The organism is Allosalinactinospora lopnorensis, assembly GCF_000981225.1.
GTDB lineage: Bacteria > Actinomycetota > Actinomycetes > Streptosporangiales > Streptosporangiaceae > Allosalinactinospora > Allosalinactinospora lopnorensis.
This window is the reverse complement of record NZ_LAJC01000071.1, coordinates 1-13860: the sequence shown is the minus strand read 5'-3', so window position 1 is coordinate 13860 and position 13860 is coordinate 1. Positions and strand designations below refer to the sequence as shown.

Annotated in this window: 11 protein-coding genes, 1 tRNA gene and 3 pseudogenes; 10 read left to right on the top strand and 5 right to left on the bottom strand. The window is 68.7% G+C overall.

Annotated elements, in window-relative coordinates; translation table 11 throughout:
* Positions 1-21: 21 nt before the first annotated feature.
* The 3 genes and pseudogenes from VS93_RS21305 to VS93_RS21295 all read left to right on the top strand — a co-directional run bounded on the left by VS93_RS21305 (position 22) and on the right by VS93_RS21295 (position 3175).
* Positions 22-1478 (top strand): annotated as a pseudogene (locus tag VS93_RS21305) (glutamate synthase subunit beta).
* Between the two features lie 262 nt (positions 1479-1740).
* A complete protein-coding gene (locus VS93_RS21300; protein WP_046471662.1) occupies positions 1741-2142 on the top strand; it encodes a DUF2784 domain-containing protein in 402 nt (133 codons plus the stop codon).
* Positions 2143-2320: 178 nt separating this feature from the next.
* The gene (locus VS93_RS21295; protein ID WP_046471661.1) at positions 2321-3175 is read left to right on the top strand and encodes a hypothetical protein; all 855 of its coding nucleotides are present in this window, start codon (positions 2321-2323) and stop codon (positions 3173-3175) included.
* 25 nt (positions 3176-3200) lie between these two features.
* Here VS93_RS21295 and VS93_RS21290 read toward each other — a convergent pair whose 3' ends face one another.
* Together VS93_RS21290 and VS93_RS21285 are read right to left on the bottom strand one after the other, a co-directional pair.
* Positions 3201-3413, bottom strand: coding sequence for a hypothetical protein (locus VS93_RS21290; protein WP_046471660.1), 213 nt, complete (start codon positions 3411-3413; stop codon positions 3201-3203).
* A gap of 19 nt (positions 3414-3432) precedes the next feature.
* On the bottom strand, positions 3433-4332 hold the full coding sequence (locus VS93_RS21285) for a maleylpyruvate isomerase N-terminal domain-containing protein (RefSeq protein WP_236700658.1): 900 nt from the start codon (positions 4330-4332) through the stop codon (positions 3433-3435).
* Here VS93_RS21285 and VS93_RS21280 point away from each other — a divergent pair.
* On the top strand, positions 4331-4885 hold the full coding sequence (locus tag VS93_RS21280) for a type 1 glutamine amidotransferase domain-containing protein (RefSeq protein WP_046471659.1): 555 nt from the start codon (positions 4331-4333) through the stop codon (positions 4883-4885). The two genes, VS93_RS21285 and VS93_RS21280, sit on opposite strands and share 2 nt — an antisense overlap.
* 71 nt (positions 4886-4956) lie before the next feature.
* A pseudogene (gene pyk / locus VS93_RS21275) lies at positions 4957-6386 on the top strand (pyruvate kinase).
* Positions 6387-6486: 100 nt separating this feature from the next.
* On the opposite strand, the gene VS93_RS21270 reads toward pyk, so the two are convergent.
* The 3 genes from VS93_RS21270 to VS93_RS21260 all read right to left on the bottom strand — a co-directional run bounded on the left by VS93_RS21270 (position 6487) and on the right by VS93_RS21260 (position 8603).
* Positions 6487-7431: a DUF1266 domain-containing protein gene (locus VS93_RS21270; protein ID WP_046471658.1), complete on the bottom strand. Its 945-nt coding sequence runs from the start codon at positions 7429-7431 to the stop codon at positions 6487-6489.
* 219 nt (positions 7432-7650) lie between these two features.
* Positions 7651-8433 carry a helix-turn-helix domain-containing protein gene (locus VS93_RS21265; protein WP_046471657.1) on the bottom strand — a complete coding sequence of 261 codons (783 nt, stop codon included), beginning with the start codon at positions 8431-8433 and terminating at the stop codon, positions 7651-7653.
* A gap of 93 nt (positions 8434-8526) precedes the next feature.
* Positions 8527-8603 (bottom strand) — tRNA-Leu (locus VS93_RS21260).
* Positions 8604-8769: 166 nt separating this feature from the next.
* Between VS93_RS21260 and VS93_RS21255 the strand changes: the two are divergent.
* The 5 genes and pseudogenes from VS93_RS21255 to VS93_RS21235 all read left to right on the top strand — a co-directional run bounded on the left by VS93_RS21255 (position 8770) and on the right by VS93_RS21235 (position 13738).
* A pseudogene (locus VS93_RS21255) lies at positions 8770-9338 on the top strand (ANTAR domain-containing response regulator).
* Positions 9339-9623: 285 nt separating this feature from the next.
* Positions 9624-11009 carry a branched-chain amino acid ABC transporter permease gene (locus VS93_RS21250; protein ID WP_173434343.1) on the top strand — a complete coding sequence of 462 codons (1386 nt, stop codon included), beginning with the start codon at positions 9624-9626 and terminating at the stop codon, positions 11007-11009.
* Between the two features lie 11 nt (positions 11010-11020).
* Positions 11021-12019 (top strand): branched-chain amino acid ABC transporter permease, encoded by a 999-nt coding sequence (locus tag VS93_RS21245; protein ID WP_046471656.1) that lies wholly within the window; start codon positions 11021-11023, stop codon positions 12017-12019.
* Positions 12009-12896, top strand: coding sequence for an ABC transporter ATP-binding protein (locus VS93_RS21240; protein ID WP_236700657.1), 888 nt, complete (start codon positions 12009-12011; stop codon positions 12894-12896). The genes VS93_RS21245 and VS93_RS21240 overlap by 11 nt, the downstream gene beginning before the upstream one ends.
* Entirely contained in the window at positions 12893-13738 is an 846-nt protein-coding gene (locus VS93_RS21235; protein ID WP_046471655.1) for an ABC transporter ATP-binding protein, read from the top strand. The genes VS93_RS21240 and VS93_RS21235 overlap by 4 nt, the downstream gene beginning before the upstream one ends.
* The last annotated feature ends 122 nt before the right edge of the window (positions 13739-13860 follow it).

The window sequence follows — 13860 nt, the reverse complement described above, 5'->3', positions numbered from 1 at the left end:
AGAAAGGAGGGAGAGACCACCATGGCCGACCCGAAAGGGTTCCTCAAAATCACCGAGCGGGAACTGCCCGCCAACCGCCCCGTCGACGTCCGCATCCAGGACTGGAAAGAGGTCCAGCAGGAGTTCGACAGCGGCAAGGTCGCCGAGCAGGCGTCGCGCTGCATGGACTGCGGCATCCCGTTCTGCCACAACGGCTGCCCGCTGGGCAACCTCATCCCCGAGTGGAACGACCTCGTCTACCGGAACGACTGGGCCGAGGCCATCGAACGCCTGCACGCCACCAACAACTTCCCCGAGTTCACCGGACGGCTCTGCCCCGCCCCGTGCGAGGCCGCGTGCGTGCTCGGCATCAACCAGCCGGCCGTGACCATCAAGAACGTCGAGGTCTCCATCATCGACCGCGCATGGGACGAGGGCTGGGTCCGCCCGCATCCCCCGAAGTGCGCACCGGCAAGAAGGTGGCCGTCGTGGGCTCCGGCCCCGCCGGCCTGGCCGCCGCCCAGCAACTCACCCGGGTCGGCCACGACGTCACCGTCTACGAACGCGCCGACCGCATCGGCGGACTGCTGCGCTACGGCATCCCCGAGTTCAAGATGGAGAAGCGGCACATCGAGCGCCGCCTCGACCAGATGAGCGCCGAAGGCACGAAGTTCCGGACCGGTGTCGACATCGGCGTGGACATCACCGTCGAGCAGCTGCGCGCCGACCACGACGCCGTGCTGCTCGCCGGCGGCGCCGCCGCCTGGCGCGAGCTTCCCGCTCCCGGCCGCGATCTCGACGGCATCCACCAGGCCATGGAGTACCTGCCGCTGGCCAACCGGGTCCAGGAAGGCGACTACGACACCCCGGCCATCTCCGCCGAAGGAAAGGACGTCGTCGTCATCGGCGGCGGCGACACCGGCGCCGACTGCATCGGCACCGCTCACCGCCAGGGCGCGGCCTCGGTGACCCAGCTGGAGATCATGCCGAAGCCGCCCAAGGAGCGGCCGGAGAACCAGCCCTGGCCCACCTACCCCATGGTGTACAAGGTCTCCAGCGCCCACGAGGAAGGCGGCAAGCGGCTGTACTCGGTGAACACGCTGGAGTTCCTCGGAGACGAACACGGCCGGGTGCGCGCGCTCAAGCTCGTCGACGTCAAACGCACCGACAAGGGGCTCGAACCCGTCGAGGGCGCCGAACGGGAGATCCCCGCCGGGCTCGTCACGCTCGCCATGGGCTTCGTCGGCCCGCAGAAGGAGGGCATGATCGAACAGCTCGGCGCCGACCTAGACGGGCGCGGCAACGTCGTCCGCGACGACGACTACGCCACCACCGTCGACGGCGTGTTCTGCGCCGGCGACATGGGCCGCGGCCAGTCACTGATCGTCTGGGCGATCGCCGAAGGCCGCTCCGCCGCGGCCGGTATCGACCGCTACCTCACCCAGCAACCGACCACCCTGCCCGAGGGCATCCCGCCCTCGGAGCGGCCGTTGGTCTAGCCCGCCCGTCACCCACCGCCGCCCTCAGCGGTCGCCGCTACGCGGCGCGGTTGGTTGGCCCGTCACCCACCGCCGCCCTCAGCGGTCGCCGCTACGCGGCGCGGTCGGTCCGCGAGCGGTGGTTCCGAAGACCCCGTGCTACCGGGGTCTTCGGAACCACCGCCTCCGCGCGAGGAGTGATCCGCCCGAGTCCGGACACGAGGCGGTCACAATGGGTAAAGAGGATCTTTTCCTGATAAAAGCCGCAGTTTAACGTTGAGCCATGGGCTACCGGCTCCTCGGCGAAGCGACGATGCTGGTGCACTTCGCCTTCCTGGTGTACGTGGCCGCCGGCGGATTCCTCGCATGGCGGTGGCCGAGAGCGTTCTGGCCACACCTCGGATGCGCCGTGTACGCACTGGGCATCACCCTCGTCGGCTGGCCGTGCCCGCTCACCCACGTGGAGAACTGGGCCCGCGTCCAGGCCGGACAGGCCGGAATACCCGGCACCAGCTTCATGGACGCCTACCTCACCGGCGTGGTCTACCCCGAGCAGCACCTGGTCACGATCCAGCTCAGCACCGCGGTGGTCGTGGCAGCCTCCTGGCTCGGGCTCGCGCTGCTCCTGCGGCACAGGGCCGGCGGGGCGCGGGGAAGCGAAACAGCGCCGGACCCCCAGCGCTGAGACCGCAGGAGACACCCCGGCGCGGTTTGCGGCGATTCGACCGCCTATGCCGCTTATGCCCGCGCAAAATGCAGGTATACGGCCAGACCGAGGCATTCTCCAATACCACGGTCCGGGCGTACCGTCGTCCCATGACCACGGTGAGCCGGAAGCGCTCCGCGCGGCGGAGCATTTCATCATGCGGAACGCGCGGCTGATCGACCGCCACCGGTTCGCCTACCACTTCCAGAGCGGGCCGGCCCAGCCCATCTACTCCGTCCTCGACGCCTACCGCAACATCGACGGCGGTTACGGGAACGGGCTCGCCCCCGATATCCGGGGGCACGGCAGCCAGCCGGTCGCCGTCGAGACCGCGCTGCGCTACCTCGACGAGCTCGGAACCATCCCGAAGCCGATCGTCAGCAGCACCTGCAGATACCTGACCAGGGTCACCGACAGCGACGGCGGCGTGCCCTGCGTCCTGCCGACGGTCCGCCACACCGAAGCCGCACCATGGTGGCGCGAACGCACGGACTTCAGCAGCGCGCTGCGCCCCACCGCCGCGATCACCGGCCTGCTGCACAAACACCACATCAGCCACCCCTGGCGGGACCGGGCGACCGCGTTCTGCTGGACCCGGCTGAGAGCACTGCACTGGACCGACCCCTACGAGGCGATCGCGGTCTGCACCTTCCTGCAGTACGCGCCGAACCGCCCCCGGGCCCGGGCCGAGTTCGACCGGATCGCCCCCATGATCCTCGCCGCCATCGAAACCGACCCGCACGCCACCGGGCACGTGCACAAACCCCTGGACATCGCGCCGCATCCCGACCACATCGCCCGGAGCCTCTTCACCGAGGCCGACATCGAGAAACACCTCGACGCCCTCCAGGAGGCCCAAGAGGACGACGGCGGCTGGCCCGCACCCTGGGAGAGCTGGACCGAGAGCTCCATCCCCGAATGGCGCGGTATCGTCACCCTGCGCAACCTTCTCGTCCTGCGCGCCTACAACCGCCTGAGCGGCTACACCGCGCACCCGGCATACCCCTTCTGAGAGGGCGTTTCGCAACGGCCGCCGGCTACTCGCCGGGGTCGTCCCCGTTCAGGAAGCTCCTGGCGGCGGCTTCGAGAGCTTCGCGATCCATCGGCGAGCGGTTCGAGGTCGCGCTGGTGAACCCGTAGCCGCTCGGACCGTTGTCCCAGTCGAAGTCGTACACGCCGGGTTCGCCCGGCCGCGCCCGGACAGAGAACTCCTGCCCGTCCACGCTCAGGTGGACCACCCGCTCGGTCACCGCGTCACCGTCCTCCCGCTCAAGGGGCGCGTCCCACTATGACGTGCCACCCCGCCGCGCCATCCCCGCCCGGCCTCACCCCAGTGCCAGGAACCGCGCCCCCCGCGCTCCGCAGCGCGTCCCCGTCCGGGCCGCCCGGGCCCGCCCGCCCCGTTACCGCCCGCACCGCTTCCAGGCCCGAAACCCCGATCCGCGCCAGCGCGTCCTGGTCGGCGTCGCCGAACAGCAGGCGCTCGACCACCGCCAGCCCCTCAGGCGTCGTCCACGGCTTCCTCTCCAGCGCATCGGCCAGGTCCAGGCCGTGCAACGCCAACTCCACGACCCGCGTCACCAAGTAGTCCCTCAGCAGCATCGCGTCCCCGTGCCGCGTCCGCACCACGCGCCGCACCAACTCCGCCGCCAAGCGCGGCCCCAGGCCCCGCCACGCCCGCTCGCACTCGCGCCCCGCCTCACCCGCATCCGCGCGGCGCGACGCCGCCTCCAGGACACCGCGCACCCGCGCCTCATCGACCTCAGGCAGGAACCGGACGTCGGGCGAGTAGTACCCCGCCGCCGACACCTCCGCCCGCTCCGGCTCAGGGCCGTCCAGCGCGACCTCCACCTGGTGCAAGGCCCGCACCGTGTGCGCGGCGAGCGCGGCCACATCCCACGGCGGGCACCGCGTCTCCCGCTGCGCCTCCGCCTCCGACAACCCGAGCAGAACGCTCGTCAGCGCCCCGACCTCCGCGCCCAGCGCCGCGACGGCCTCCATACGCATCATCGGCGGCAGTCTAGATCCAGCCTCGGCGGCCGCGGGAAGACCCCCACCGGCGATGCCGACAACCATGCGTAAGGAGGCTCCACCCTGGGCAGCGGGCTCCCCGGGGCCGGACAGGCCCGGCTCCACGACACGACCGACGAAGGAGAACGTGATTCCCATGGCCGCCAACCTGAACGGCCGTTCCATCGCCTTCCTCGCCGCCCCCGAAGGCACCGAGCAGATCGAGCTCACCGACCCGTGGGCGGCAGTCGAGAAGGCCGGCGGCACGCCCCAGCTCATCTCCACGTCCAGCGGCGACATCCAGGGCTTCAACCACCTGGACAAGGGCGACACCTTCCCCGTCGACGCCACCGTCGACCAGGTCAGCGCCGCCGACTTCAGTGCGCTCGTGCTACCCGGAGGGGTCGCCAACCCCGACCTCCTCCGCACCAACGAGCGGGCCGTGGCGTTCGTGAAGGAGTTCTTCGACTCCGGCAAACCCGTCGCCGCGATCTGCCACGCACCCTGGACCCTGGTCGAAGCCGACTCCGTGCGCGGACGGCGCCTGACGTCCTACCCGAGCCTCAAGACCGACATCCGCAACGCCGGAGGCGACTGGGTCGACGAGAAGGTCGTCCGCGACACGAACGGCCCCAACATCCTGATCACCAGCCGCAAGCCCGACGACCTGCCCGCCTTCGACAACACGGTACTCGAAGAATTCGCGAGGTAGCGGCCCGGAGGACGCCTAGTCGCAACCTGGTTTAGACCATTCCATGGCGAAAACGCTCTACAGTGTTAAGGGTGACACGTCGAGCGAAAATCGTCGCGACCCTCGGCCCGGCCACCTCGAGCGCAGACCGCATCCGCGCGCTCGTGGACGCCGGGCTGGACGTAGCGCGACTCAACCTCAGCCATGGGACACACGAGGACCACCGCGCCAGCTATGCCAAGGTGCGGGCCGCCTCCGAAGAGAGCGGCCGCAGCGTCGGAATCCTCGCCGACCTCCAGGGCCCGAAGATCCGCCTCGGCACCTTCGCCGATGGCCCCACCGAACTCGTCCCACGAGACGAGTTCATCATCACCACCGACGACGTCCCCGGCGACGCTAAAAAGGTCTCTACGACCTACAAGGGCCTGCCCGGAGACGTCCGCCCCGGCGACCGCGTCCTCATCGACGACGGCAATGTCGTGCTGGAATGCACCAAAACCACCAGCACCGACATCCACACCCGGGTCATCATCGGCGGTACCGTCTCCAACCACAAAGGGCTCAACCTCCCCGGGGTCGCCGTCAGCGTTCCGGCACTCACCGAAAAAGACGAGAACGACCTCCGCTGGGCCCTTGAACAGGGCGTCGACATGGTGGCCCTCTCCTTCGTGCGCAGCCCCTCCGACGCCGAAGAAGCCCACCGCATCATGGACGAAGCGGGCGTCAGCGTCCCCCTCATCGCCAAGATCGAGAAACCCCAGGCCGTGGAACGGCTCCACGACATCATCGAGGTCTTCGACGGCGTCATGGTCGCCCGCGGCGACCTCGGCGTCGAACTCCCCCTGGAAAACGTCCCGATGGTGCAGAAACGCGCCATCGAACGCTGCCGCGACAAGGCCAAACCGGTCATCGTCGCCACCCAGATGCTGGAATCCATGATCAGCGCGCCCCGGCCCACCCGCGCCGAGACCTCCGACGTCGCCAACGCCGTCCTCGACGCGCCGACGCCGTCATGCTCTCCGGGGAGACCAGCGTCGGCGAGTACCCCATCGAAACGGTGCGGACCATGGCGCGCATCGTCGCCGCGGCCGAACAGGAATCGCTGCGCGCCTCGCACATGCTCAACCGAATCCCCGAGACCACCGGAGGCGCCATCGCTCGCGCCGCCGCCGAAGTCGGCGCCACCGTCGGAGCCAAAGCCCTGGTCGCCTTCACCATGTCCGGCGAGACCGCGCGGCGGCTGGCACGCTACCGCTCACCCATCCCGCTCATCGCCTTCACCACACAGACGAGCACGCGCTCCCAGCTCAGTCTGACATGGGGCGTCGACTCGCAATGCGTGCCCTGGGTCGCCCACACCGACGAAATGGTCGGCCAGGTCGAGAGCGAACTCCTGGAGATGGGCGTCTACCAGAAGGGCGACAAGATCGTCATCGTCGCCGGCAGCCCGCCCGGAACACCCGGTTCCACCAACTCCCTGCGGGTCCACCGCCTCGGCGACGCCATCGCGCTCAAACCGTGAGGCATCCCGGCGCGGCGCGCGCCGGGCGGACAGGTTCTACCCCGGGCGGCGCCCCGGCGCCGCGCCCGGGGAGGGGCCCAGGCCGGACCTCCGCACGGCCTCAGTGCGGCACCCCGTTCGGCACGCCGTTCTCGTAGGGAACCCGCTCCAGCGGCATGTCCCAGGGAAGCAGGTTCCACGGGCTCGCCGGATCACTCGTCAGCAGCCCCAGCGCCACCCAAACACGGTCGGGACCGGCATCGTCCATCCCGCCTCCCCGCCACAGGAGGTAACCGCCGTGGAACGCCTCGGCCAGCTGCCGCCAGCTCGCGTACCGGCGCTGCAGATCCGAGGCGACCCTCCGCAGCAGGTTCTGCGTCTCCACATGGCTGAGCCAGTCCAGCGTGGCGCCGCCGCACGCCAGCCGGATCAGACGCACCGAGTGCCACCACTGGTAGGCGTCGATCACCACCGTCTCGTCCGAGTCCGCGGCACCGGTGACCTCGCGCATGCGGGCCACCTGCTCCGGGGAGAGCAGCAGCCGCTGCTCCCGCCGACCCTCCTCCAGACCGCGCGTGCGCGCGGTCCCGGTGCGCAGATCCACCACGAGATCGGCGCTGCCCCCGGCGTGCAGCTCCACCCAGAGCCGGTCCACCGTTTCGAGTAGGCCCGCCCGGCCGGTGATACCCCACTCCACCTCGAAAGCCTTCCGGTAGTGCCCCCGCAGCTGTGGCCGCACCACCACATCCCACGGCTCGGCCAGAGCGACCCGGAACGGGGCGGCGGCGGCCGCCGCCCAGCGCTCGGTGGTCAGCGGGCCCTCGGGATCCTTGGTGCGCAGAGTGGGCGCCTCGTACGTCCCGACGACCAGCTCGGCGAAGGAACCGGCGGCCAGGGCGCAGATCGGCAGGAACGCCCACCCCGGCCACCCGGCGGCGACCAAGAGGACGACGAGCAGCGCGAGAGGAGCCATCAACCACGCCCGCCGGCGCCTCGACCCCCAGGCCACGACGGCCCAGGCGCTGATCACCAGCGCCCCGATCACCCCGGCCACCGCGGTGAGCACCCACACTCCCTTCGCAACGGGCTGCGATACCTACGGATGGACTGTGGTGACGCGTAACCCGCAACACTTCGGTTTCCAGGATCAAGGACCCGGGGCGGTTGTGGGGGCCGTATCGGCAGGTTGTGCCCAGGTTGTAGCCGCGATGTGATCGCTCCAGCCCCCGCGGCACGGCGAATCCACGCAAATTTCCTATTCAGGACTACTCCGGCGGGGTAGATATCAATGTTTCGGTCCGACGAAGCCGTCCAGCCGGGCGACGGAGCCGCGCTTGGCCACGGAGAGGTTACTCGCGTTCGACATCCGCCACTCGATCCCGAGCTGGTCGAGGTAGCGGCCGAGAAGACCGTGGATGTCCCGGGAGGCGTTGGAGAAGAAGTACCGCGGGTACTCGTACCACGTGTCCGCACCGGCGGCCGTGCGCTTGACGCGGTTGGCGATCCGGCACCCGTCCGAGTGCAGCAACCCGCGGACGAACTCCTCCGGGTGGCGCCCCACCACCTCGGCCTGCCACGGCGCGAGCTCGATCCTGCGCGTGTGCTTCGGCCCCGGCCCATGCTGCGGAAAAAGGCAGGGACAGTGCTTCCAGCGGGCCGGTACTTCCTTGCAGCCGACTCTGTCCACGACGGCGATTTTGTGTTCTGGGAGCACAGTCTCCAGCGTGCCGACGCACTCCTTGATCAGTTTTGGCCAGGTGTTCGAGCAGTAGATCCGAAGTGCCCACAGCTGCTTCGTACGATTGCCGACGTAGCTGATGTATCCGTCGCCTAGGTACAGGCCAAGCAGATAGCTGTACGCGGGCTGCGGATCGGGGAGTCGGGGTAGTGGTTCGCAGCGAACGCAGGCGCCCTTGTTCTCGTACTTGTCGATGAGTTCGCGATGCTGGGACCAGGTCCGGAGAGTGGAACGGTTGATGTTTGTTCGTCGACTGACTTCATGAAAGCTGGGACCGGAGTCGAGGAGGGTTACGGCTTCGCGGCGGATATGAGGGGGTACATGCCTCAAGCATGAGGCGCGAATCGTACCTATGCTCGATTATCCACAGATTGCTGGCGAACCTGGAAAGGGCGACAAAAAAGCCACCCTGAGGTGGCTTTCTGGTACCCCGGGTGGGACTCGAACCCACACTGTATCGATTTTGAATCGATCTTCTCTTCCGATTGGAATACCGGGGCTTTTCGGATTTGTTGCGACCTTCTCGGACAAAATTACCAAGAAGTGCGTGGCTTCGGGTCGGCCAGCCCGGCGCCGGGCAACGCGTTGGCGTCAAGACCTTGGCCGGTGCGGACTATCGTAGCGGATCTCGATACCCTCGTGTTCGTGACGACGACGCAGAGCCGCGTGGTGATCGCGGAAGACGAGGCCCTGATCCGGCTGGACCTCAAGGAGATGCTTGAGGAGGACGCTACGCCGTCGTGGGTGAGGCGGGTGATGGCGAGGCGGCGATACGCCTCGCCCGGGAGAGCAGTCCGGACCTCGTCATCCTCGATATCAAGATGCCGATCCTGGACGGGCTCACGGCCGCCGAGCGGATCGCGAAGGAGCGGATCGCGCCGGTGGTCATCCTGACGGCCTTCTCCCAGCGGGAGCTCGTGGAGCGTGCCCGCGACGCCGGGGCGATGGCCTACCTGGTCAAGCCGTTCAGCAAGTCCGACCTGGTACCGGCGATCGAGATGGCGGTCAGCCGCTACGCCGAACTGGCGGCTCTGGAGGCCGAGGTCAGCGGCCTGCAGGAGCGTCTGGACACCCGCAAGCTGGTGGAGCGGGCCAAGGGGCTGCTGCAGAGCAGGCACGGGCTCAGCGAGCCCGAGGCGTTCCGCTGGATCCAGAAGAACTCCATGGACCGCAGGCTCACGATGCGCAAGGTCGCCGAGACCGTCATCGAGACGCTCAGCGAGCAGCAGAAGTAGCGCGGTGCCGGGCCCTGCCACCGCACGTCCGAACCGTTCGAGACCCCGCCGCCCGGGGTGGCGGGGTCTCGTGCGTCGTCGGGAGATCGCAGGTCATCGGGCATTCGCCGGGTTGTCGCGCTTTGGTCACGATTCTCTACGAAGCCATGACGTTTGCATCACGTGGCATAAGCGAAGCTGAACAACCGTGGTAAATGCGGCTAAACTCACCGCCACCCACTAGCGATTGATCGGTCTCCGGTGCTGTCGCCGGAGCCGCTATCTCAGATGCGCAAGGGAGCGCGCGTGCGCAGACGCCTCGTGACTGTGCTGCTCGCCGTGATCGCCGCCATCCTGGTGATCCCGGCGTATGCGGCCGCAGACGATCAGGGCGGTGAAACGCTCAGCGGTCAGATCCGCGACCCGGAAACCGTGGAAGGTATCGAGATCACGGTTTCCCGGGACGGGGACGAGATCGGCACGGCGACCACCGACTCTGATGGTGAATGGGAAGTGGAGCTGCCCGAACCGGGCACCTACCACGTAGTCCTGGACCAAGAGTCCGTCCCCGACGAGTACGTTGTCGCTGAGACTCCCGGAGCCGAGTTCGACGAAGTTGAGGTCCGTCCTGGTCAGGACCGTGCCGTGATCTTCAGACTCGCGTTGCCGGGCGAGGAGGAGGAAGAGGAGTCCGAGCCCAGTCCCACTGAAGAGGGCGCCGAGCCCGGGGCTGACGGCGGCCCGCCGGAGGAAGCCGAGGAAGAGGCGCCGGCGGCGCCCGAGGTGGAGCGGGGAGCGTCCTTCTCCACCAGGCTCCTGCAGACCACCCTGTCCGGTATCACGTTCGGCATGATCATCGCGATCTCGTCGGTCGGCCTGTCCCTGATCTTCGGCACCACCCGGATGATCAACTTCGCCCACGGCGACATGGTCACCTTCGGGGCGATGATGGCGCTGATGTTCAGCACCGGCATGGTGTTCACCGCTGTGCCGCTGGTCGTCGCGGCCGTGCTCGCCGTGGTGCTCGGCGCCCTTCTGGGCGGCGGGATGGAGCGGTTCATCTGGCGGCCGCTGCGGCACCGCAATGTCGCGCTGATCCAGATGTTCATCGTCTCGATCGGTCTCGCCCTCGTCCTGCGTCACCTGCTGCTGGCCTACTTCGGCGGTACGCGGGTGCGCTACGACGAGTTCCAGTTGCAGTCGATGCTGACCCTGGGACCGCTGCAGATCACGCCGCGCGATGCCTCGATCGCGGCGCTCTCCGTGCTGGTGCTGGTCGCGGTGGCGGCGATGCTGCAGTTCACCCGTATCGGCAAGGCCATGCGGGCGGTGGCCGACAACCGGGACCTGGCGGAGTCGTCGGGGATCAACGTCGACCGTGTGACGCTCTACGTGTGGACGCTCGGCGGCGCGCTGTGCGCGCTGGGCGGCGTCTTCTACGGGCTGAACCAGACGGTGTACTGGCAGATGGGCTTCCATCTGCTGCTGCTGATGTTCGCCGGGGTGATCCTGGGCGGTCTGGGCACCGCGTACGGGGCGATGGTCGGCGGTCTGGTGATCGGTCTGGTGGCCATGCTGTCGACCCTGTGGTTCCCGGTGGAGCTGCAGAACGCCTGGGCGCTGGCGATCATGATCGTTGTGCTGCTGGTGCGGCCTCAGGGCATCCTGGGGCGCCGTGAGCGGGTCGGTTAGGGGAGCGGACGATGGACTTCATTCAGATCCTCGCCGAGGCCACGCGCACGGCGATCGGCCCGATCGCGGCGATCTACGCCCTGGCGGCGATCGGACTCAACCTGCATTTCGGCTACACTGGCCTGCTCAACTTCGGCCAAGTGGGCTTCATGCTGGTCGGCGCCTACGGCGTCGCGGTGACGACCAGTACCTACGAGTTGCCGCTGTTGCTCGGTGTCCTGGTGAGTATCGGGTGCGCGTTCGTGCTGGCGTTACTCCTCGGCCTGCCGACCCTGCGGTTGCGCGCGGACTATCTGGCGATCTCCACGATCGCGGTGGCGGAGGTGGGGCGGCTGATCTACCGTTCGACCGTCGCCCAGGACATCACCGGCGGCGTGTACGGCCTGCAGCAGGTCGCGGGGGACTTCTACGCGTGGAACCCCTTCCCGTCGGGCTCCTACGGGATCGACGCGGGCGCCTTCTCCATCACATTCTCGGCGCGCGACGTGTGGGTCATGACGGTGGCGTGGGCGGTCGTGCTCCTCGCGAGCCTGGCGATGTACGTGCTGACGCACAGCCCGTGGGGCCGGGTGATCAAGGGCATCCGCGAGGACGAGGACGCGGTGCGCGCCCTCGGCAAGAACGTCTTCGCCTACAAGATGCAGAGCCTGGTGCTGGGCGGTGTGTTCGGCGCCCTGGCCGGGGCGCTGATGGCCATCAACCAGCAGACCGTGCACCCTGACGCGTTCATGCCGCAGGTGACCTTCTACCTGTGGGCGATGCTGCTGCTGGGCGGTGCCGGACGGACGCTGGGCCCGGTCATCGGTGCTATCGGCATGTGGTTCCTGCTCACCATGTTCGACGGGCTGCTGCGGGACGTGTCGGCCATGGGGCTGCTTCCGGGGATCGCGGGCGGTGAGCTCGGCGCACTGCGGCACGCGGTCGTGGGGCTGGCACTGGTTCTGCTGATCGTGTACCGACCGCAGGGGCTCATCGGCAATCGCAAGGAGATGCTGGTCAATGTCAAGTGAGTCGATGGCCGGCCGGATGCCGGCGCCCGAGTCGCACGACCGGTTGAGCGGCGTGTCCCCGGTCCCGGGTGCGGCCAAGCCGGACCCGGTGCTGCGCGCGAGCGGGGTCCGCAGGTCGTTCGGTGGGCTGACCGCGGTGGACGTGGAGCACCTGGAGGTGCAGCGCGGCACGATCACGGCGCTCATCGGGCCCAACGGTGCGGGAAAGTCCACGTTGTTCAACGTGCTGACCGGTTTCGACCGGATGGACAGCGGGGTGTCGGCGTTCCAGGGCCGGTCGCTGCGGGGGTTGTCGGGGCACCGGGTGGCCCGGCGGGGGCTGGTGCGCACGTTCCAGCTCACCAAGGCGCTCACCCGGTTGACGGTCATGGAGAACATGCTGCTGGCAGCGCGCGGGCAGACGGGCGAGCGCATGGTGGGCGCGTTCGCGCCGTGGATCTGGCGCGGGCAGGAGGCGGCGAACCGGGAGCGGGCCGAGGCGCTGCTGGAGCGGTTCCGGCTGGCGCACATGCGCGACGAGATCGCGGGGAGCCTCTCCGGGGGACAGCGCAAGCTGCTGGAGATGGCGCGCGCGCTGATGTCCGAGCCCACGATGATCATGCTGGACGAGCCCATGGCCGGGGTGAACCCGGTGCTGGTGCAGTCGCTGCTGGAGCACATCACCTCGCTGCGGGACGAGGGGGTGTCGGTGCTCTTCGTGGAGCACGACATGGACGTCATCATGGGGATCAGCGACTGGATCGTCGTGCTGGCGGAGGGGCGGGTGATCGCGGAGGGCCGTCCGGACGACATCCGCTCCAACCAGCAGGTGATCGACGCCTACCTGGGAACGCAGCACGACGAGCCGGGCGCCGGCGGTGCGGAGGAGGGACGATGAGCGAGGAACCGCGGGGCGACGGGCCGGACGAGGCGTCGGCGTCCGAGGATGCCGCGGCCATCCAGCGGCACCGCGAGGAGGTCCTGGAGCATGCGGAGGTCACCAGGATCGAGCGGTACGAGGACTACCTGCTGGTCGCCGATGAGGTGGTGGCGGGTTATGTTCCGGAGGTGAACATCCTCGACCGCTGTACCCTGACCCTTTCCGAGGGCGAGGTCGTGGCGGTCATCGGTCCGAACGGGGCCGGGAAGTCCACGCTGATCAAGACGATCTTCGGGTTGATCCCGGTGCGCGAGGGCGCCTTGGCGCTGCGCGGCAGGAGCATCGCGAACTGTGCGGCGCACGAGCTGGTGTCACTGGGCGTGGGGTATGTGCCGCAGACGCAGAACGTGTTCCCCACGTTGAGCGTCGAGGAGAATCTGGAGATGGGCGTGTTCCTGCGCCCCAAGACGTTCCGGGAGCGGTTCGACGCGGTGTCCGCCCTTTTCCCGCTGTTGGGGGAGCGGCGCAGGCAGAAGGCCGGCGCGCTGTCGGGCGGTGAGCGCCAGATGCTGGCCATGGGGCGGGCGCTGATGATGGACCCGTCGGTGCTGCTGCTGGACGAGCCCACGGCCGGGCTTTCGCCGATCTACCAGGACGATGTGTTCCAGCGGGTCAAGCAGATCAACGCCGCCGGAGTGTCGGTGGTCATGGTGGAGCAGAACGCACGCCGGTGCCTGCAGATCTGCGACCGGGGGTATGTGCTGGACCAGGGGCGCAACGCCTACACCGGGACCGGTGCGGAGCTGCTGCACGACCCGAACGTCATCGAGCTCTACCTGGGGACGCTGGCCAAGGCGTGACCGCGGCCTGACGGGCCCCGGCCGCACCCGCCTCCGAGCGGGTGCGGCCGGGCCTTTTTCGCGGTGGGCCCTCTCGCTCCTTGGAGGGGCGCGGCCGGCTCGCGGTTGACCGCTGCGCGGTG

What these genes read in the sequence shown, in the direction of transcription:
- VS93_RS21245 (WP_046471656.1), top strand. Translation starts at nt 11,021, where the DNA reads ATGGACTTCATTCAGATCCTCGCCGAGGCCACGCGCACGGCGATCGGC.
- VS93_RS21240 (WP_236700657.1), top strand. Translation starts at nt 12,009, where the DNA reads ATGTCAAGTGAGTCGATGGCCGGCCGGATGCCGGCGCCCGAGTCGCAC.
- VS93_RS21300 (WP_046471662.1), top strand. Translation starts at nt 1,741, where the DNA reads ATGGGCTACCGGCTCCTCGGCGAAGCGACGATGCTGGTGCACTTCGCC.
- VS93_RS21235 (WP_046471655.1), top strand. Translation starts at nt 12,893, where the DNA reads ATGAGCGAGGAACCGCGGGGCGACGGGCCGGACGAGGCGTCGGCGTCC.
- VS93_RS21285 (WP_236700658.1), bottom strand. Translation starts at nt 4,332, where the DNA reads ATGGGAATCACGTTCTCCTTCGTCGGTCGTGTCGTGGAGCCGGGCCTG.
- VS93_RS21280 (WP_046471659.1), top strand. Translation starts at nt 4,331, where the DNA reads ATGGCCGCCAACCTGAACGGCCGTTCCATCGCCTTCCTCGCCGCCCCC.
- VS93_RS21295 (WP_046471661.1), top strand. Translation starts at nt 2,321, where the DNA reads ATGCGGAACGCGCGGCTGATCGACCGCCACCGGTTCGCCTACCACTTC.